The 18,051-nt window shown below is 77.0% G+C and carries 20 protein-coding genes and 1 riboswitch; of the genes, 12 read left to right on the forward strand and 8 right to left on the reverse strand.

The window, feature by feature from the left end; translation table 11 throughout:
* The first annotated feature begins 58 nt into the window (after positions 1 to 58).
* The 4 genes from PGN05_RS13320 to PGN05_RS13335 all read left to right on the forward strand — a co-directional run bounded on the left by PGN05_RS13320 (position 59) and on the right by PGN05_RS13335 (position 3,007).
* The gene (locus PGN05_RS13320) at positions 59 to 997 is read left to right on the forward strand and encodes an ABC transporter ATP-binding protein (RefSeq protein WP_419753049.1); all 939 of its coding nucleotides are present in this window, start codon (positions 59 to 61) and stop codon (positions 995 to 997) included.
* On the forward strand, positions 994 to 1,782 hold the full coding sequence (locus PGN05_RS13325) for a hypothetical protein (protein WP_419753032.1): 789 nt from the start codon (positions 994 to 996) through the stop codon (positions 1,780 to 1,782). The genes PGN05_RS13320 and PGN05_RS13325 overlap by 4 nt, the downstream gene beginning before the upstream one ends.
* A 29-nt stretch (positions 1,783 to 1,811) precedes the next feature.
* Positions 1,812 to 2,492, forward strand: a complete 681-nt coding sequence (locus tag PGN05_RS13330; RefSeq protein WP_419753033.1) for a M23 family metallopeptidase — start codon at positions 1,812 to 1,814, stop codon at positions 2,490 to 2,492.
* A gap of 245 nt (positions 2,493 to 2,737) precedes the next feature.
* Positions 2,738 to 3,007 (forward strand): WhiB family transcriptional regulator, encoded by a 270-nt coding sequence (locus tag PGN05_RS13335; RefSeq protein ID WP_419753050.1) that lies wholly within the window; start codon positions 2,738 to 2,740, stop codon positions 3,005 to 3,007.
* Between the two features lie 15 nt (positions 3,008 to 3,022).
* On the opposite strand, the gene PGN05_RS13340 is transcribed toward PGN05_RS13335, so the two are convergent.
* From PGN05_RS13340 to PGN05_RS13360, 5 genes are all read right to left on the reverse strand, one after another.
* Positions 3,023 to 3,847, reverse strand: coding sequence for a sulfite exporter TauE/SafE family protein (locus tag PGN05_RS13340; RefSeq protein ID WP_419753034.1), 825 nt, complete (start codon positions 3,845 to 3,847; stop codon positions 3,023 to 3,025).
* A 218-nt stretch (positions 3,848 to 4,065) separates the two neighbouring features.
* The gene (locus tag PGN05_RS13345) at positions 4,066 to 4,620 is read right to left on the reverse strand and encodes a hypothetical protein (RefSeq protein ID WP_419753035.1); all 555 of its coding nucleotides are present in this window, start codon (positions 4,618 to 4,620) and stop codon (positions 4,066 to 4,068) included.
* A gap of 102 nt (positions 4,621 to 4,722) precedes the next feature.
* Positions 4,723 to 5,952: an L-2-hydroxyglutarate oxidase gene (lhgO, locus tag PGN05_RS13350; RefSeq protein ID WP_419753051.1), complete on the reverse strand. Its 1,230-nt coding sequence runs from the start codon at positions 5,950 to 5,952 to the stop codon at positions 4,723 to 4,725.
* Entirely contained in the window at positions 5,949 to 6,461 is a 513-nt protein-coding gene (locus tag PGN05_RS13355; RefSeq protein WP_419753036.1) for a DNA-directed RNA polymerase subunit alpha C-terminal domain-containing protein, read from the reverse strand. Before PGN05_RS13355 ends, lhgO begins: the two co-directional genes overlap by 4 nt.
* A gap of 46 nt (positions 6,462 to 6,507) precedes the next feature.
* Entirely contained in the window at positions 6,508 to 7,410 is a 903-nt protein-coding gene (locus tag PGN05_RS13360; RefSeq protein ID WP_419753037.1) for a hypothetical protein, read from the reverse strand.
* Positions 7,411 to 7,687: 277 nt separating this feature from the next.
* Positions 7,688 to 7,835, reverse strand: a riboswitch (cyclic di-AMP (ydaO/yuaA leader).
* A 350-nt stretch (positions 7,836 to 8,185) separates the two neighbouring features.
* Between PGN05_RS13360 and PGN05_RS13365 the strand changes: the two genes are divergently transcribed.
* The gene (locus tag PGN05_RS13365; protein WP_419753038.1) at positions 8,186 to 8,341 is read left to right on the forward strand and encodes a hypothetical protein; all 156 of its coding nucleotides are present in this window, start codon (positions 8,186 to 8,188) and stop codon (positions 8,339 to 8,341) included.
* Positions 8,342 to 8,351: 10 nt separating this feature from the next.
* On the opposite strand, the gene PGN05_RS13370 is transcribed toward PGN05_RS13365, so the two are convergent.
* Entirely contained in the window at positions 8,352 to 8,855 is a 504-nt protein-coding gene (locus PGN05_RS13370) for a VOC family protein (protein ID WP_419753039.1), read from the reverse strand.
* Between the two features lie 155 nt (positions 8,856 to 9,010).
* Between PGN05_RS13370 and PGN05_RS13375 the strand changes: the two genes are divergently transcribed.
* From PGN05_RS13375 to PGN05_RS13400, 6 genes are all read left to right on the forward strand, one after another.
* Positions 9,011 to 9,325, forward strand: coding sequence for a hypothetical protein (locus PGN05_RS13375; protein ID WP_419753040.1), 315 nt, complete (start codon positions 9,011 to 9,013; stop codon positions 9,323 to 9,325).
* 137 nt (positions 9,326 to 9,462) lie between these two features.
* Positions 9,463 to 11,301, forward strand: coding sequence for a phosphoenolpyruvate carboxykinase (GTP) (locus PGN05_RS13380; RefSeq protein WP_419753041.1), 1,839 nt, complete (start codon positions 9,463 to 9,465; stop codon positions 11,299 to 11,301).
* Between the two features lie 131 nt (positions 11,302 to 11,432).
* The gene (locus PGN05_RS13385) at positions 11,433 to 11,630 is read left to right on the forward strand and encodes an antitoxin (RefSeq protein WP_419753042.1); all 198 of its coding nucleotides are present in this window, start codon (positions 11,433 to 11,435) and stop codon (positions 11,628 to 11,630) included.
* Positions 11,631 to 11,694: 64 nt separating this feature from the next.
* The gene (locus PGN05_RS13390; protein ID WP_419753043.1) at positions 11,695 to 12,744 is read left to right on the forward strand and encodes a DUF3500 domain-containing protein; all 1,050 of its coding nucleotides are present in this window, start codon (positions 11,695 to 11,697) and stop codon (positions 12,742 to 12,744) included.
* A 30-nt stretch (positions 12,745 to 12,774) separates the two neighbouring features.
* The gene (locus tag PGN05_RS13395) at positions 12,775 to 14,307 is read left to right on the forward strand and encodes an ATP-dependent DNA ligase (RefSeq protein WP_419753044.1); all 1,533 of its coding nucleotides are present in this window, start codon (positions 12,775 to 12,777) and stop codon (positions 14,305 to 14,307) included.
* Positions 14,308 to 14,417: 110 nt separating this feature from the next.
* A complete protein-coding gene (locus tag PGN05_RS13400; RefSeq protein ID WP_419753045.1) occupies positions 14,418 to 14,792 on the forward strand; it encodes a VOC family protein in 375 nt (124 codons plus the stop codon).
* Between the two features lie 25 nt (positions 14,793 to 14,817).
* Here the strand turns inward: PGN05_RS13400 and PGN05_RS13405 are convergent, their stop codons facing one another.
* Positions 14,818 to 16,491, reverse strand: coding sequence for a LuxR C-terminal-related transcriptional regulator (locus tag PGN05_RS13405; RefSeq protein ID WP_419753046.1), 1,674 nt, complete (start codon positions 16,489 to 16,491; stop codon positions 14,818 to 14,820).
* Positions 16,492 to 16,549: 58 nt separating this feature from the next.
* Complete coding sequence (locus tag PGN05_RS13410) at positions 16,550 to 17,374, reverse strand: class I SAM-dependent methyltransferase (protein WP_419753047.1); 825 nt, start codon at positions 17,372 to 17,374, stop codon at positions 16,550 to 16,552.
* A gap of 341 nt (positions 17,375 to 17,715) precedes the next feature.
* Here PGN05_RS13410 and PGN05_RS13415 point away from each other — a divergent pair.
* A partial coding sequence (locus PGN05_RS13415) for a hypothetical protein (RefSeq protein ID WP_419753048.1) occupies positions 17,716 to 18,051 on the forward strand: 336 nt, incomplete at its 3' end.

Consider the following 18,051-nt stretch of genomic DNA (forward strand, 5'->3'; position numbering starts at 1 on the left):
TGACTCCTGCCTCCTCCCCGCGGCGCTCGCACCGCCGCCGTCCTCCGGAGCCGTGCGCGTGATCCAGGTGCGCGGGCTGACCAAGCAGTACGGCGCGGTGCGCGCCGTCGACGACCTGACCTTCGACGTGCTGCCCGGCGCGGTGACCGGCTTCCTCGGCCCGAACGGCGCCGGCAAGTCCACCACCATGCGCATGGTCCTGGGCCTCGACCGGCCGACCCGCGGCCGGGCGCTGGTGGCCGGCCGCCCCGTGACCGGGATGGGCGAACCGCTGCGGGCCGTCGGCGCCCTGCTCGACGCGGGCGCCGTGCACCCCGGGCGCAGCGGCCGCGACCACCTGCGGGTCGCCGCCCGCACCGCCGGCATCCCCCGGCAGCGGGTGGAGGAGGTCATCGACCTCGTCGGGCTGGGCACGGCCGCCCGGCGGCGGGTGCGCGGCTACTCCCTGGGCATGCGCCAGCGGCTGGGCATCGCCGCGGCGCTGCTCGGCGACCCCGGCGTCCTGGTCTTCGACGAGCCGATGAACGGCTTGGACCTCGACGGGGTCCGGTGGATCCGCGGCCTGGTGCGGCGGCTCGCCGACGAGGGGCGCACCGTGCTGCTGTCCAGCCACCTGATGAGCGAGATGGAGCAGACCGCCGACCACCTGGTGATCATCGGCCGCGGCCGGCTGATCGCCGACGCCTCGATGCGCGAGGTGATGCGGAGCGAGGGGGCACGGCGGCAGGTCCGCGTGCGGACGCCGTCCCCCGACCGGCTGGCGCAGGCGCTGGCGCGGCACGGCCTGCAGGTCGACCCCGCAGGCGACGGCGAGCTGCTGGTCGGCGGGGCGGACGCCGAGACGGTCGGGGACCTCGCCCTGGCCGCCGGGGTCGCCGTCCACCGGCTGGCCGAGGAGCGCAGCTCCCTGGAGCAGGTCTACCTCGACCTGACCGGGGCCAGCGTGGAGTACCGCGTCGCGGACGAGCTCGAGCCGGCCGGGCAGGTGCGGCGGTGACCGCGGGGAGCGTCGCCGTCCGGACCGCCGAACCGGGGACGGCGACCGTCGCCGTTCGCGCGGCGGCGGCCGAGTGGCTGCGGCTGCGCACCGTGCGGACGACGTGGTGGTGCCTGCTGGCCGCCGCGGTCACCATCGTCGGGATGGGGGCCACCGCCGCCTACGACGAGGCGGGCGGCGACGGGTCCGGCGGGCTCGTCCCGGCGACGTTCGCCGGCGAGTTCGGCGTGCTGCCCGGGCAGTTCGCGCTGCTGGTGCTCGCGCTGCTCGCGGTCACGCCGGAGTACGCCACCGGGGGGATCGGCCCGACCCTGCAGTGGACGCCGCGCCGGGGCGTGCTGCTGGCCGTGCGGATCGCCGTCCCGGTCGCGGCGGCGACGGCCGCCGGGGTGCTGCTGGCGCTGGCCGCCGACGTCGCCGCCGTCCTCATCGACCCCGACCTGACCCTCGGCGCCGGCGAGCTGGCCGGCAGCCTGGGCCGGATCGCCGCCGTGCTGGCCGCCGGCAGCGCGCTCGCCGTGGGCACGGGGCTGCTGCTGCGCAGCACCGCGGGCGCGCTGGCGACCGTCTTCCTGCTGCAGCTCGTCCTGCCCTTCCTGCTGCCCGCCTTCGGAGCGCGGTGGATGGCCGACCTCGGCGAGCTGCTGCCGGGCTCCGCCACGGTGTGGACGCTGCTCGGCGAGCCCGACATGACGGCGACGCAGGCGACCCTGCTCCTCCTCGGCTGGTCGGCCGCGGCGCTCGCGGCCGGCGGGTGGTCGCTGCTGCGCCGCGACGCCGCGTAGCCCGGGGGTCCGGCGGGCAGGATGGGGGCGTGGCGTCCGTCCCCGACCACGTCGTGCTCCGGCTGCCCTTCTCCGGCACGTGGCTCGCCCGGAACAGCCCTGCCCGGCGCGTGCCCAGCCACGGCACGCACCTGTTCGCCACCACCTACGCCATGGACTTCGTCGCCGTGCGCGGGCGCCGCACCGCCACCACCCGCGACTGGCGGACGCTGCTGGCCACGGAGCCGGCCGACCGGTTCGCGGCCTTCGGCCGGCCGGTCCTCGCACCCGCGGCCGGCCGGGTGGTGGCGGTGCACGACGGCGAGGACGACCACGAGGCCCGGCGGTCACCGCTGACCCTCCTGTCCTACGCCGCGACCCAGGCGGCCCGGGCCCGCGGCGGCGCCGCCGCGCTGGCCGGCAACCACGTCGTCCTCGAGCTGGACGGCGGGAGCGGCTTCGTCGTCCTCGCGCACCTGCGCCGCGGCTCGATCCGGGTGCGGGCGGGCGAGCCGGTGGCCGCCGGCGGGCAGGTCGGCGCCTGCGGCAACTCGGGCAACTCGACGCAGCCGCACGTGCACGTGCAGGTCATGGACGCCGCGGACCCCCTCGCCGCCCGCGGCCTCCCGATGGCCTTCCACTCCTACCGCGTGTGGCCGCGCAGGGGCGGGCCCCCCGTCGTCGTGGACCGGGGCGTGCCCGGCGAGTCCGAGGTCGTCGAACCGGTGTGACGGGCCGTCGCCGGCGCAGCGCGGCCGGGGTCGCCGACACAATCCACCAATCGGACCCGTCCGTTTCGGAGACTTTGTGCCAGTGCCAACCGCACAGAGGTCTCCGTAACGTCACAGACAGCAGCCAGGTCGTACCGTTCCGTCACAGGCGGTACGCACACCCCACTCACCAGGAGCTTCCCGTGCACTCCTCCACCCGCCCCGCCCTCACCCTCCTCTCCGACACCCCCACCGCCGGCGACTCCCTGCTCGGGACGCCGTGGACCCCCGACGGCCCGATCGACGAGTCCTGGCGGCTGGACGCCCTGTGCGCCGAGACCGACCCGGAGGCGTTCTTCCCGGAGAAGGGCGGCTCCACCCGCGAGGCCAAGCGGGTCTGCGCCGGGTGCCCCGTGCGCTCGGAGTGCCTGGAGACGGCGCTCGCCGGCGACGAGCGGTTCGGCATCTGGGGCGGCCTCTCGGAGCGGGAGCGTCGCCGGTTGCGGCTGCAGCGCCGCATCCCGCTCAGCGCCTGACCTCCCCGGTCGGCCTCACCCGACCAGCGGCCGCAGGTTCTCGGTCCAGACGTCCCAGCCGAGCCGGCCGATGAGCGCGGTGACGACGACGAGGAAGGCCCCGCGGATGAACCCGGCCCCCCGGGCCGTCGCCGCGCGGGAGCCGAGGTAGCCGCCGAGCGTGTTCGCCGCGCCCAGCACGAGGCCCAGGCCCCAGAACACCGAGCCGTGGGGGACGAAGAACAGCAGCGCCCCCAGGTTGGTGGCGACGTTGACGATCTTGGCCTTGGCGCTGGCGGACAGGAAGTCGTAGCCCAGCAGCGACACCATGGCGAAGACGAGGAACGACCCCGTCCCCGGCCCCAGGACGCCGTCGTAGAAGCCGATCCCGGCACCGAGGGCGCCGGCGATCCCGTGGTGCCGGTGCCCGGTGTGGCGCAGCGCCGTCACCCCGCCCAGCGACGGCCGCAGCAGGGTGAACGCGGCGATGGCGACCAGCGCCAGGACGATGACCGGCTTGAACACCGCGGCCGGCAGCAGGGCCGCGACCGAGGCTCCCCCGAAGCTGCAGACCAGCGCGATCGCCGCCATCGGGAGGGCGGTCCGGAGGTCGGGGTGCACCCGGCGGGCGTAGGTGACGGCGCTGGTCGTGGTGCCGAAGACCGACGACAGCTTGTTGGTCGCCAGCGCCTGCACCGGGGTGATCCCCGGGACCAGCAGCAGCGCCGGCAGCTGGAGCAGCCCGCCGCCCCCGACCACCGCGTCGACCCACCCGGCCGCCAGCGCCGCGCACAGCACGAGGGCGAGCACCGTCGGGGTGAGCCCCTCGGGGAGGAGGCCGGCGTCGATCAGCGGCTGCACTCCCCCACCGTGCCGCAGGGCCCGGCGCGGACGCACCGGGGCCCTGCGGAACGCGTGCCCACGTTGGCGGGCAGGGCGCACCCGGGTCCTGCCCCGGGGCCCCGCCCACGGGGAGCATGCTGCCTGGCCGGGGGTCCCGCAACAGATGTCTAGGACGTCTGCGCGGGACGGTCCTGCGGCACAGCACGCGGAGGGGGGTCGGCGCCGTGCCGCAGGGGTCAGTCGTGCGCCGGCCGGTCGCCGTCCCCGCGCGGTCCGCGGTCCCCGAGCGGCTCGGAGACCCGCTCGGTTACCCGCTGCTCGAGGTCGGCCAGGCGCTCGTCGGCCTGCTCCTGGGTGATCCGGCCGTCGGTGACCGCCGCGGCGATGCGCTCCCGCTGCGCGGTCACCAGCGCCTGGACCAACGTGTCGACCGCCACGCCCTGGTCCTCGGCGACCGAGGCCAGCGTGGCCCCGTCGGCCTGGAGGGCGGAGCGCAGGTCGTCCTCGCTCATGCCGAGCGCCTCCCCGGCGACCGCCAGGCCCCTGCCGCCGCCGTGCCCGCCGTGCCCGCTCAGGTCGGCGGCGGCCAGGGTGCCGGCCACCTCGTCGGCCTGCTCCTGGGTGATCGAGCCGTTGCCGACCAGCCCCGACAGGGCGTCCCTGATCCGGTCGAGCCGGGAGGACGACGTGCCCTCGGCCGGATCCGCGTCGGCCAGCGCGGGCACGGCCACGGCCAGGCCGGTGAGGGTCAGCGCGCCGGCGGTGGCCGCGATCACGAGCTTCTTGCGCACAGGGTCTCCTCGTCCGGGGCCGGCGTCTCCGGCCTCGGGAGCAGCCTGCGCGCGCAGCCTGTGCCGCGGCTGGCACGGCCCCGTGGGCTTCCTGGACGCGGGTCAGTCCGCGTCGCCGGCGAGCACCCGGTCGGCCACGTACTCGCCGATGGCCAGGGCGGAGGTGGCCGCGGGGGACGGCGCGTTCCGGACGGTCACGACGGAGCCGAGCCGGTGGATGCGGAAGTCGTCGACGAGGGTGCCGTCCCGGTCGACGGCCTGGGCGCGGACACCGGCCGGCGCCCGCTCGACGTCGCCGTCGGTGAGCGCGGGGACGAACGCCCGCGCCGCGGCCACGAACGCCCGCCGCGACACCGAACCGTGGACCTCGGCCAGGCCGGTCCGCCAGTGCCGCCGGACCAGCGGGCGCGTGCCCGGCCAGGTGAGGGTCCGGGCCAGCTCGCCGAGCCGCACGTCGCGCCAGCGGTAGCCCTCCCGGGCCAGCGCGAGGACGGCGTTGGGCCCGATGTCCACCCCGCCGTCCACCCGCCGGGTGAAGTGGACGCCGAGGAACGGGTAGCGGGGGTCGGGCACCGGGTAGATCAGCCCGCGCACCAGCCAGCGGCGCTCCGGGACCAGCCGGAGGTACTCGCCGCGGAACGGCACGATGGCCGGGCCCGCCGCGTCACCGGCCAGGCGTGACACCCGGTCGGCCTGCAGCCCGGCGCAGACCACCAGCCGGTCGACGGCGAGGTCGGCCTCCCCGGAGCGGAGCACCACTCCCCCGCCGGGTTCCCGCCGCACGCCGGTGACCTCGAAGCCCAGCCGGACCTCGTGCCCCTGGCTCCGGAGCTCCCCGGCGATGGCCCGGGCCACGGCCCGGAAGTCGACGATGGCCGTGTGCGGCGAGTGCAGCGCCGCCACCCCGGCGGCCTCCGGCTCCACCTCGCGCAGCGCGTTCCCCGGGAGCCGGCGCAGGCCGGGCACCCCGTTGGCGGTGGCCCGGCGCTCGATCTCGGCCAGCGCGGGCAGCTCCCCGGCGTGCCGGGCGACGACCAGCTTGCCGCACTCGTCGTGGACCAGGCCGTGCTCGGCGCAGAACTCGCGCAGCAGGGCCCGGCCCCGGGTGCACAGCCGCGCCTTGAGCGAGCCCGGCGGGTAGTAGAGGCCGGCGTGGACGACGCCGCTGTTGCGGCCGGTCTGGTGGACCGCCACGTCGGCTTCCTTGTCGACGACGGTGATCCGCGCGTCCGGCCGCAGCTGCGCCAACCGGCGGGCGACCGCCAGGCCCACGATGCCGGCGCCGACGACACCGATGCGCGGGGCGGCCGGACCCGTGACCGGACCGCTCAGCGCCCGTGCCCGAGGAGCCGCGCCACCAGCCGCACGGGGACGAGCACCGAGCCGCGGGCCAGCCGCCAGGGCGCTCCGGCGACCGAGCCGGCGACCCGCCGGCCGATGCGCCACAGGTCCGCGTACTCCGGAGGCCGCGGCGGCGGCGGAGCCGGCCAGACCGCGGGGTCGCGGGGCGGCGTCGCGGGCACGATCAGGTCGACCGTCGTGCGCCCGCGGGGGGCCCGCAGGGACTCGAGCGACGGGATCGGCAGGGCCCGGGGCGACTCCGCGTCGTCCTCCGGGGAGCGGGACGGCGCGCCGTCCTGGTGCGGCTCGGGGACGACGAGCCGGATGGCGGCGATGGAGCCGGCGCCCAGCCCGTCGATCCCGGCCAGGTCCCGCCGGGTCAGCCGCGCCAGCTGGTCGGCGCGGGTGATCCCGGCGCGGGTCAGGGCAGTGACCGCCCGGGTGGGCAGCCCGAGGTCCCGGACCGTCCCCGCGGTCGGCTGCTCCGGCGTCGTCGGCATGGGAACCGACCCTAGGCCGTCCTCCGGACGGCGGCCGACCGGCGGGTCAGCCGCGGTAGTTGACGTGCACGTGGTCGAAGTGGTTCGCGGTGACGCCGCCGCGGTCGGCCATCGCCTTCCACGCGCCGCCGGGCGAACTCAGCATCCGCTGCTTCCAGATGACGTAGTCCACGCCGAGCTCCTCCCAGTGGGCGATGTGGTACTGCGCGACCGCGTCCCCGAGGCCGGCGTCGGTGCCCACCATGTAGTCGGCGGCCAGCCCCGAGGGGTGGCCGCCCGGGTCGGCAGCGCTGGCGCGGGTGCCGCCGATGGTGTTGCCGGCGAAGCCGGGCACGTTGCTCACGACCGCGTTGGCGGCGGCCTGCACCTGCGGCTTCACCCCACCGGCGGAGTTGGTGATCTTCGCGACCGCGCCGGCGGCCGCGGTGGAGGCCCGCGCGGCGGTGGGCGGCGCGGCGGCCGCGGGGGCCGCCGCCTGCTCCTGCGCCTCGGCCTGGGCCCGTGCCTGGGCCTGCTGCTCGGCGGCCTGCCGCTCGGCGGCCTCGCGCTGGGCGGCCGCCTCGGCCTCGGCCGCGGCGCGGGCGGCGGCCTCGGCCTCCGCCCGCTGCCGGTCGAGCACGGCCTGGTCGGCGGCCGCCTGGACCTGCGCGGCCGCCACCTGGGCGTCCTCGCGGGTGCTGCGGGTGGCCGCGAGGTCCTCGAGGGGCTGGAGGTCGCGCGTCAGGTCCACCGGGCCCGCCGAGGCGGAGAGGCCGAGTTCCTGCGCGACGCTCACCGACTCCGTGGCGCCGGCCTCGGCCACGGCGGCGGGCTCGGCACCGACGACGACGTGGACGAGGACGGCGCCGGCCGCGGCGACGCCCAGGTACAGGCCGGGACGGCGGACCGAGGAGGGCGGGCGGCGGCGCGAGCGGGCAGCGCGGCCGGACGGGGTCGTGCGGGTGTCCATGGGTGGTGGGTGCTCCGGGGGTGCGGGCGCAGGAGGACCGGGGAGAACGGTCGGCTGCGGGGGGATGCGGGCAGCAGGGGCCACGGTCGTCGGGGCCGGCCGGCCGAGCACACGGGGGAACCGGCGGGAGCCGGCTGAACAGCAGCGCTCGGGGGTGTGCGGCGGCGGGCGGCGGGACGGCCGCGGGCGGTCAGGTGCGCGGGCGGCCTCGGGTCCTGCCGTGCCCGGCCGAGCGGGGTCGCGCAGCAGTGACCGAGGGCGCCATCCGGCGGCTCTCCGTTTCTCCCGATGCCGCCTACCGAGTTAGCTGACGGGTTCGGGCGGGAAGCAGCCCTACCCGGCCGGGACGCGCCCGGGCGGGATTCACCCCAGTACTGCGGTGGGTCCCCGGCTCGCCCCGGAGGGCGACTCGGCGGCGTCCGCTCGGACTCCCCCGGGTGGGGGCGTGACACCGCCGGACACCACCCACGGTAACCGTCGTTATGCAGTTGTGACAATCGCCGGCAGCGAGTCGACCGGGTGACCCGGGTCGCTGGCGGGCTCTGGCGTGGCGGCGTGGAGGTCTGGTTCGACCCGTCCTGCTCCAGGTGCCGCACCGCCCGGGACGAGCTCGAGGCGGCCGGCGTCGAGCACACGGTGCGCCGCTACCTGGGCGACCCGCCCACGGAGGCGGAGCTGCGGGCCGCGCTGAGCGCCCTCGACCCCCAGCCGTGGGAGGTCACCCGGATGTCCGAGTCGCCGGCCCGCGAGCTGGGCCTTCGCGACACGGCGCGCGATGCCGACGCCTGGATCCGGCCTGCTGGCGGAGCACCCGCGGCTCCTGCAGCCCCCCGTCGTGCTCACCGACGACGGCCGCGCGTGGGTGGCGCGGGACGGCGCGACCCTCGCCGAGGTGGTCGCGGCCGGCCGCGACGGATCCGGCCGGCCGTGACCCCGGCGGCTCAGAGGACGTGCGTGCCGTACATCTCACCCAGCGGGTCGGCGATCAGCTCGATGCGGGCGCCGTCCGGGTCGCGGAAGTAGACCGACACCCCGCTGTGCACCTCGTGCGCGACGCCGGCGTCGGTCAGCCGCCGCACCAGCTCCTCCCAGTGCCGCGGCTCGACGCTGATGGCCATGTGGTGCAGGCCGCCGAGCACCTCGGCGTAGGGGCCGACGTCCAGGCCCGGGAAGTCGAAGAAGGCGAGGAGGTTGCCGTTGCCGATGTCGAAGAAGAAGTGCGAGGAGCCCGGGTAGTCCCGGTTCTCGATGAGCTCGGTCAGCGGGAAGCCCAGCACGTCCTGGTAGAAGCGGACCGTCCGCTCCACGTCGCTGCTGATCAGCGCGGTGTGGTGCAGCCCGCGCGCGGTCGAGGCGGGGCGCTCGCCGGCCGGCCGCAGGTGGGCCGCCCGGATGCGGGCGCGCTCGGCTTCCGACGTCGCCGGGTCGGGCCTGGTCGTGGTCATGTCGGGTCCTCTCGGAGTGGGCATCGGCGCGGCGCGGTGCCCGGACGATCCGCCACCGCGGGCCGCGGGGACAAGGACCTCCGGCGTCGGCCCGAACCGGGCAGGGGGGCCCGCTGTTCCCGGCCGGCTCCGCGCACCGGCGGGACACTGGCCGGGTGACCGCCCTCCCGACCGACGGCCCGGCGCGGCGCGGCGTCGTCCGCCTGCTCAACACCTCCGGCGGGCGGGTGCTGTGCCTGGCCGGCGAGGTCGACGGCGCCGCCGTCGAGGCCTTTCTGCGCCGCTACGGGCGCGAGCCGGTGCGGGTCGACGCGATCGACGCCGCCTCGGTGACCAGCCTGTCGGCGCCCGCGCGCGAGCTCGTGCTCGACCACCTCGACGCCGCCGGGCGGGCCGGCCGGGCGGTGGCCCTGCACGGGTCCGCCGCGGTGGAGCGGACCCTCGGCGCACGGGCACCGGGCCTCGGCTGAGCTCCCCGCGGCGGCCGCGTCCGCGCCCCGTGTGACGCGTCGCGCGCACGGTCGGTAGTTTCCCCTCCCATCGAGCCCCTCCGCGCCCACGACCGGGTGGCGCGGCACGGAGCGCTCCTCGAAGGAGAGGTTGGGTCGTGGACGCCATCGACGCCGTGCTCGACGAGGCAGGCCTGCAGAACGGTCGCGTCCGCGACTTCGTCCGGCACTGGGCCGCGCACACCGGCGCCGCGCGGGTCGAGGTGGTCAACGCCTCCGACGACGCCCGGCTCGTGCAGGAGGCGCTGGACGCCGGCGAGCTGCAGCCCGCGGGCGAGGGCCGGTACTACTCGCGCAGCCACCCCAAGGACACCGCGCGCTCGGAGGAGCGCACCGTGGTCGCGACCAGCGACCCCGCCGACAAGGGCGTCTACAACAACTGGCGCCCGGCGGAGGAGATGCGGCCCCTCCTCGAGGAGCGGATGCGCGGCAAGTCGGCCGGCAAGACGATGTACGTCGTCCCCTACCTGATGGCCCCGCCCGGGTCGCCGCTGGCCGGCTACGCCACCGGCGTCGAGCTGACCGACACCCGCACCGTCGTGCTGCACATGATCCGCATGGCCCGGGTCGGCGTGGAGTACGTCAACGAGCTCGAGGACCCCGACAGCTTCGTGCGCGGCGTGCACGTCACCGGCGACCTGGAGAACCTGGGCCAGGGGACGCCGGACGACCAGCGCTACTTCGTCACCGTGGCCGACGAGCGGACGATCCTGCACTACGGGTCGTCCTACGGCGGCAACGCGCTCCTGGGCAAGATCGCTCACGGCCTGCGCCAGGGCGCCTACGACGGCTGGCGGTCGGGCATCTTCCTGGCCGAGCAGTTCATGCTGCTCGGCATCACCGACAAGCAGACCGGCCGCACCTGGCACATCTGCGGCGGCTTCCCGAGCGCGTCGGGGAAGACGAACCTGGCGATGATGCTGTCGCCCGAGGGCCTCGGCGACCGCTACCACGTGACCTTCTACGGCGACGACATCGCCTGGCTGCGGGTGGACCCCGAGGACGGCCGCGTCTACGGCATCAACCCGGAGTTCGGGGTGTTCGGCGTCGCCAAGGACACCAACGAGGCCACCAACCCCACCGCCGTCGCGGCGATCGCCGAGGGCACCGGCACGATCTTCACCAACGTCGCCTACAACGAGTCGACCCACGAGGTCTGGTGGGAGGGCAAGACCCCCGAGCCGCCGGCGGACCCCACCGGCTGGCGGGACTGGACCGGCCAGCTGGTCTCCGAGCGGTCCGCGGAGAACGCGGGCGCGCCGTGGGCGCACCCGAACAGCCGGTTCACCACGACCCTGGCCAACGTGCCGAACATCGCCCCCGACTTCGAGAACCCCAAGGGCGTGCCGATCGACGCGATCATCTTCGGCGGCCGCACCCGCGACCGGGAGCCCCTGGTCCGCGCGATCACCGACCTGGCCGAGGGCGTGTACGACGGCCTGACCCTCGGCGCCGAGGCCACCTTCGCCGCCGAGGGCACCGAGGGCGTGCTGCGGTACGACCCGATGTCGATGCGCCCGTTCATGGCCACGCCCGAGGGCGTCTACGCCGCGCACTGGCTGAAGATCATCGGGGCGGCGACGGACCAGCCGATCTTCGCCCACGTGAACTGGTTCCAGCGCGGCGAGGACGGCCGGTTCCTGTGGCCGGGCTACCGGGACAACCTGCGTCCCCTGCTGTGGCTGGCGCGGCTGCGGGACGGCGACGTCACCGGCATCAACACGCCGGTCGGGATCGTGCCGGCCAAGGAGGAGCTGGAGCTCGAGGGCGTCGACATCAGCCCCGCCGACCTCGACCGGATCCTCACCATCGACACGCCGCGCTGGCGCCAGGAGATGGCCCACCGGGAGGAGCACCTGTCGGGGTTCGCGGGGATCCCCGACGAGATCTGGACCGCCCACCGCCGGGTCGCCGCCGCGCTCGACGAGAGCGAGTGAGCGGAGGGCGGGGACGCACTGCGTCCCCGCCCTCTCGTTCCAGCCATCGGTCGCGACTCGCCTCCGGAGGCGTCGAACGCCGCCGCCGGGGTATCCCGCCGTCCCGTTCCCAGCGCGCGAAGGAGCACGGCATGAGCCTCGGAGGCCTCGGCGACAAGGCGAAGGACGCCCTGAACAGCGAGCAGGGTGAGCAGAAGAGCGACCAGGCGCTCGACAAGGCCGAGCAGCTCGCCGACGACAAGACCGGCGGCAAGTTCGACCAGCAGTCCGACAAGGTCGGCGACATGGCCGACCAGCGCATCGGCCAGCAGGACGCCGGCGGCGCCTGACGGACCGGCCGGTGGCGGTCCGGGCCTGCGGGCCCGCCCGCCACCGGCGTCCGCCGACGATCCCGTGGACCCCGCCGACGACCCGCAGCCCGCCGCGGCGGCCGTCGCCGGGCGCATGGCCGCCGCCGCGGCCGCGTGGCTGGACGCGCTCGATCCGCAGCAGCGCGACCTGGCCCAGCGGCCGGGACCCCGGGCCGGGACGGCGGCCGAGCGCGAGCGGCTCCGCTGGCACTACGTCCCCACCGACCACGGCGGACTCCCCCTCGGCCGGCAGCGGCCCCTGCAGCAGTCGCTCGCCATGGAGCTGGTCGCGACCGGCCTGTCGACCGCCGGGTACGTGACGGTGTGCACCGTCATCGGCCTGGAGAACGTGCTCGACCGCGCGGAGGGCTTCCCGCGGGGCGGCGGGCGGGAGCGCTTCCGCGATCCCGGGCTCTACTACCTGCGGGTGTTCGGCGAGCCGGGCGGCACCGCCCCGTGGGGCTGGCGCTTCGGCGGGCACCACGTCTCGCTGAACGACCTCGTGGTCGACGGCCGGGTGCGGGCCGTGACCCCCTGCTTCCTCGGCGCGAACCCGGCCTCGGCCCCGCTGCTCGGCGGAGGCTCCCTGCGGCCCCTGGGCGGGACCGAGGACCTCGCCCGCGACCTGGTCCGGTCGCTCCCCCCGGACCTGCGGGCGCGCGCCGTGCTGCTGGACCGGGCGCCGTCGGACATCGTCAGCGGCAACCGCCCGCGGCTGCCCACCGGGACCGAGGTGGCGCCCGGCCCCGACGGCGGACGGCTCCCCCTCACCGAGCTGCCCCTGGGCCTCCCGGCCGGCGAGCTGGACGCGACCGGGCGGGAGCTGCTCCGGTCGCTGCTGGCCGCCCACCTGGACCGGGCTCCCGCCGGCGTGGTCCCGCCGGTGGACGCCGACACCCTGCACCTGGCGTGGGCGGGGTCGACCGAGCCCGGGCAGCCGCACTACTTCCGCCTGCAGGGGCACCGGCTGCTGATCGAGTGGGACGACACCCAGCAGGGCGGCAACCACGCGCACTCGGTGTGGCGCGACCCGGAGGCCGACTTCGGCCTGGACGCGCTGGCCGAGCACCGGGCGGCGCACCACCCCGGCTGAACCGTCGGTCGTCGCTGCCACGATGGCGCGGTGCTGCTCAGCGACGTCCTCGCCGTGTCCGCCGCGGTGGCGGCCACCCGGTCCCGCACCGCCAAGGCCGCGGCCATCGCCGCGCTGCTCCGGGAGGCCGGGGACGACGAGGTGCGGCCGGTGACCGCGTGGCTGTCCGGGGAGACGCTGCAGGCCCGGCTCGGGGTGGGGTGGCGGACGCTGTCCCGGCTGACCCCCGAGCCGGCCGCGACGCCGGCGCTGACGGTGACCGCCCTCGACCGGACCCTCACCGACCTGGCGGCCACCGGCGGTCCCGGGTCCACGTCCCGCCGGGAGGAGCTCCTCGGCGCCCTGCTGGCCACGGCGACCCTGGAGGAGCAGCGCTTCCTCTTCCGGCTGCTCACCGGCGAGCTGCGGCAGGGCGCCCTGGAGGGCGTGGTGCTCGACGCGGTGGCCGCCGCGGCCGGCGTCCCGGCGCCGCTGGTCCGGCGGTCGGCGATGCTGTCGGGCAGCGTGCCGGAGACCGCGGCCACCGCCCTGGGTGGCGGAGCGGAGGCGCTGGAGGCCACGCGCCTGCAGGTGGGCCGGCCCGTGCACCCGATGCTGGCCAGCCCCGGCTCCTCCCTGGACGCCGCGCTGGCCGACCTGGGCACCGGCGTGACCGTGGAGTTCAAGCTCGACGGCGCCCGCATCCAGGTGCACCGGGACGGCGACGACGTCCGGGTGTGGACCCGCACCCTGCGCGAGGTGACCGACGCGGTGCCCGAGCTGGTGGACCGCGTGCGGGCGCTGCCGTGCACCACCGCGGTCCTCGACGGGGAGACCCTGGCCCTGGACGACGACGGCCGCCCGCGCCCGTTCCAGGACACCATGAGCCGCTTCGGCAGCGACGCGGCCGACGCCGGTGTCCTGCTCAGCCCGTTCTTCTTCGACCTGCTGCACGTGGACGGCCGCGACCTGCTCGACGAGCCGCTGTCGGTGCGCCTGGACGCGCTGGCCGGGCTGCTCGCGGCGGACGCGCACGCGGCGCTCCGGATGCCCGGCGTCCGCAGCCCGAGCCCGGAGCAGGCGGCCGGGGTGCTCGACGACGCGCTGGCGGCCGGCCACGAGGGTGTGGTCGTCAAGGCGCTGGACGCCGCCTACGCGGCGGGCCGCCGCGGACGGGCCTGGCAGAAGGTCAAGCCGGTGCACACCCTGGACCTGGTCGTCCTCGGCGCCGAGTGGGGGTACGGGCGGCGCGCCGGGAAGCTGTCGAACATCCACCTGGGCGCGCGCGACCCGCACGGCGGGCAGCCGGTGATGGTGGGCAAGACGTTCAAGGGGATGACCGACGCGCTGCTGGACTGGCAGACCGAGACGTTCCCGGGCCACGCCCGCGAGCAGGCCGACTGGGGGGTGCTGCTGCGCCCCGAGCTCGTCGTCGAGATCGCCCTGGACGGGGTCCAGCGCAGTCCCCGCTACCCCGGCGGCGTCGCGCTGCGCTTCGCCCGGGTGCTCCGGTACCGCCCGGACAAGACGCCCGCCGAGGCGGACACGATCGACGGCGTCCGCGCGCTGCTCGCCGGCGGCTGAGCCGCGACCCCTCGACGCCGGCCCGCCGTCGTGCTGGTCTTCTCGTGGTGGGCCGTCCTACGCGGCGGTCGTGCCCGGAGCGGTCGTGCCCCGGCAGAGGGAGGACGGACATGCCCGTGCAGCTCAACCACACCATCGTCGCGGCCCGCGACCGGAACGCGTCGGCCGCGTTCCTCGCCGACGTCCTGGGGCTCCCGGCGCCCACGACGTACGGCCCGTTCCGCGTGGTCCAGCTGTCCAACGACGTCTCGCTCGACTTCCTGGAAGAGGACCCGGTGGTGCCCCGCCACTACGCGTTCCTCGTGAGCGAGGAGGAGTTCGACGGGGTCTTCGGGCGCATCCGGGAGCGCGGACTGGAGTACTGGGCCGACCCGTTCCTGCAGCGGCCGGGCGCGGTCAACACCCACGACGGGGGCCGGGGCGTCTACTTCCGGGACCCCGACGGCCACCTGCTCGAGGCCATCACCCGGCCCTACGGCGGCTGACCGCCGGCCCGCGGGGGGCGCCCGGTCAGACCGGGACCCGGCCGTCCGCCGTCCCCCCGCCGACGCGGCGCAGCGCGGCCTGGGCGGCGGCCTCGGCGCGGTTCCGGACGCCCAGCTTGGTCAGGATGTGGCTCACGTGGTGGCCGGCGGTCCGCTCGCTGATGACCAGGGAGTGGGCGATGGCCGCGTTCGACAGCCCCAGGCTGACCAGGGCCAGGACCTCCTCCTCCCGCGCGGTGAGGTCACCGGCGGCCCGGGGGCGCGGGCCCGACGCCTCACCGAGTCCGCGGAGGAACCCGGTGGCGGCGTCCACGGCCCGCGCGGCACCGAGCCGGCGGAAGGCGCCCAGCGCGGTGCGGGCGTCGTCGCGGGCGGTCTCCGGGTCGTCGGCGGCGGCCGCCCGGGCCAGCGCCAGCCGGGAGAGCCCCGCCTCCAGCGGCATGAGCAGCGCGCTGAACGCGCCCAGCGCCCGGCGGGCGGGGCCGGCGGCCGCGGCGCCGTCCCCGGAGCCCAGGGCGACCTGCGCCGCCGCCAGCTCGGCCCGGGCACGGATCAGGCGGATCCCCGACGCGTCGGCCAGCCGCGCGAGCTCCGTCCCGGCGGCCCGGGCGCCGTCGACGTCGCCGAGCTGGAGCCGGGCCTCCACCAGGGGCGCGAGCAGCTGGGTGGCCGCGACGGCGTCGTCCCCGGCCAGGAGCAGGCCGCGCTCGAGCAGCGCCACCGCCTGGCGGGGCCGGCCGTCGGCCATCCGCAGCAGGGCGAGGGCGCGCAGCGCGGCCGGGTGCTCCTCCCGCCCGGCCAGCAGCTCCGCGGCCTCGGGCAGGCGGCCCTGCTGCACGCGCAGTTCTGCCAGCGAGGCGATCGTGGGGGCGCTCATCTCCGGGATGTGCCGGGCGTGGGTGGCCAGCGCGTCCCGCAGCGCGTCCTCGGCCTCGGCCCAGCGGCCGCTGGCCCGCAGCAGGTCGGCGTGCACGGTGCGGCAGGCACCGAACAGCGGGGCGATCCCGTGCGTGCGGGCGAAGGCGTCGACGAGCTCGCACCACTCGGTGGCCCGCTCCCACTCCCCGGCGCCGCTGCAGGCGAGGATGAGGTTGCAGTAGGCCTCCCCGAGGGTGTGGGTGTTGTGCACCCGCCCGGCGCTGGCGGCGGCCATCGCCTCCTCCAGCAGCCGCAGCCCGTCCTCCCGCCGCCCGGCGCGCACCTCCGCCCGGCCGAGCAGGCTGACGGCCAGCACCTCGAGGTCGCCGTTCCCCATCGCCCGCGCCACCTCGAGCGCCCGGCGGGCGTGCGTCACCTGCTCCTCGACCGAGGTCGCCTGCCGGGCGCGCTCCACGGCCACCCAGCCGTGGCCGGCGCACTCCGGGACGCCCTCCAGGGCCCGCTCCGAGCGGGCCAGCCAGCCGCGCGCCGCCGAGCCGCGGCCGGCGAGCATGTGCTGGTGGGAGACCCACACGGCCGTGCGGACGGCGTCGTCGCAGCGACCCTCGCGCACGTACTCGTCGAACGCCCGCTCGCGCAGCGCGACGGCGTCCGCGATGGAGCCGAGGAACCACAGCGCCTGGGCCAGCCCGTCGCGGGCATCGGGGCCGCCCTCCTGCTCGAGGGCGGCCTCGAACGCCGAGCGGGCGGCGCTCCAGTCCGCCCGCTCGAGGGCTCGCCAGCCGTCGCGCAGCGACGTGGCCTCGATCGGCCTGGCCATGCGGCGAGCGTCCCACGCAGCCGGGGTCCGGGGGAGCCCCCCGGACCCCGGTGCAGCGTCAGCGCCGCGTGCCCACGGACAACAGGTACTCGTGCTCGAAGCGAGCGGAGTCGGCGCTGCCGCGGTTCCACTCGTCGCAGAAGGCGTCCAGCGCCTGGTCGAACTCGGCCTCCCGCCCGTCCTTGGCGGCGTTGGCCCGCGCGGCGATGGCCGGCCCGTAGTAGCTCGTGAAGTGCCGGGCGTAGTCGTGCGGGTGCGCGAAGGCGGTGATGTCGAGGACCTCGCGGGTGACCGAGCCGAACTCGACCCGCCCTCCGAACAGCGCCCGCTGGTGGTCCTCGCTGCCCCAGAGCGGCGCGGGCTGGGCACCGGGCGGCGGCGGTGCGGCGAACGGCTTCAACGTGCGGAACAGCGCGCCGATCATGCCCTCGGGCGTCCAGCACAGCAGGCCGATCGTCCCGCCCGGCCGGCACACCCGCACGAGCTCGTCGGCGGCCTCCTGGTGGTGCGGGGCGAACATGACGCCGATCGAGGACATGACGACGTCGTAGGAGGCGTCGTCGAAGGGCAGGTGCTCGGCGTCGGCGGGTGTCCACTCCAGTTCCAGGCCCTGCGCCTCGGCGCGGCGCCGGCCGGCGTCGAGCAACTCGGGGGTCAGGTCGCTCGCGGTGACGCGCGCGCCCGCGGCCGCGGCGGGCAGCGAGGCGTTGCCCGTGCCGGCCGCGACGTCGAGGACGCGGGCGCCCGGGCCGATGCCGCAGGCGTCCACGAGCCGCGGGCCGAGCGGCAGCAGGAAGGTCTCGACCATCCGGGGGTAGTCCCCGGAGGCCCACATCTTCCGGTGCCGCGCCTTGAGTTCGGTGTCCTCCAGCTGGACGGTCATGGGGGTCCTCTCCTCGGTCGGTCGGTGCTCCCGAGCCTGGCCACCGCGACCGGTCGTCACATCGGGCGGAATGCCCATCTCCCGCCCTGGGCACCGACGCCGCGGCCGGTCGGCCGGGTGGCCGGGGACCCCGGATCGGTCGATGCTCGGGACGCGCACGCTCCGGCCCCGCGACGGACACGCCCGAGAGGGCTTCCGGACGCCGGGGTCTCGGAGTTGAGTAGGGGCCTCGGCGCGCCGGACGGCGAGCCGGGGCCCCGGCCGGCGATGGGGGAACCGCGATGCCGCACCAGCACCGGCGAGCCGGACGACCGCGCAGCGGTACCCGGCGGCCGGTCCCCGTGCGACGACACCTCCCGGTCGGGATCGCGGCGGGGCTGACCGCCGTCGCCCTCGTCGCGCTGCCCCAGGCGTCCGCCGCCCCGGCCGAGCCCGGCGCGCAGCCCTCGACCGCGCTGACGTCCCCGACCGCCACGCCCGAGGCCGTCCTGGGCTCGCTGCCGCCGGTCCGGCCCCGCCCCGCCGCCCCCAGCACACCACCGGCCGCGTCGCCGGAGGTCCTCGCGGCCACGGTCCCCGCGCCCACGCCCGCCCCGCCCGCGGAGCCACCGGCCGCCGTCCCGGCGGCGGTGCCCGAGCCGGCGGCCCCCGAGCCGGCGGCGGCCGCGCCGCGGGCG

The organism is Geodermatophilus sp. CPCC 206100, from assembly GCF_048569675.1.
Lineage (GTDB): Bacteria > Actinomycetota > Actinomycetes > Mycobacteriales > Geodermatophilaceae > Geodermatophilus.

What these genes read in the sequence shown, in the direction of transcription:
- PGN05_RS13355 (WP_419753036.1), bottom strand. Translation starts at nt 6,461, where the DNA reads ATGCCGACGACGCCGGAGCAGCCGACCGCGGGGACGGTCCGGGACCTC.
- PGN05_RS13360 (WP_419753037.1), bottom strand. Translation starts at nt 7,410, where the DNA reads ATGGACACCCGCACGACCCCGTCCGGCCGCGCTGCCCGCTCGCGCCGC.
- PGN05_RS13365 (WP_419753038.1), top strand. Translation starts at nt 8,186, where the DNA reads ATGCCGACGCCTGGATCCGGCCTGCTGGCGGAGCACCCGCGGCTCCTG.
- PGN05_RS13370 (WP_419753039.1), bottom strand. Translation starts at nt 8,855, where the DNA reads ATGACCACGACCAGGCCCGACCCGGCGACGTCGGAAGCCGAGCGCGCC.
- PGN05_RS13385 (WP_419753042.1), top strand. Translation starts at nt 11,433, where the DNA reads ATGAGCCTCGGAGGCCTCGGCGACAAGGCGAAGGACGCCCTGAACAGC.
- PGN05_RS13400 (WP_419753045.1), top strand. Translation starts at nt 14,418, where the DNA reads ATGCCCGTGCAGCTCAACCACACCATCGTCGCGGCCCGCGACCGGAAC.
- PGN05_RS13405 (WP_419753046.1), bottom strand. Translation starts at nt 16,491, where the DNA reads ATGGCCAGGCCGATCGAGGCCACGTCGCTGCGCGACGGCTGGCGAGCC.
- PGN05_RS13410 (WP_419753047.1), bottom strand. Translation starts at nt 17,374, where the DNA reads ATGACCGTCCAGCTGGAGGACACCGAACTCAAGGCGCGGCACCGGAAG.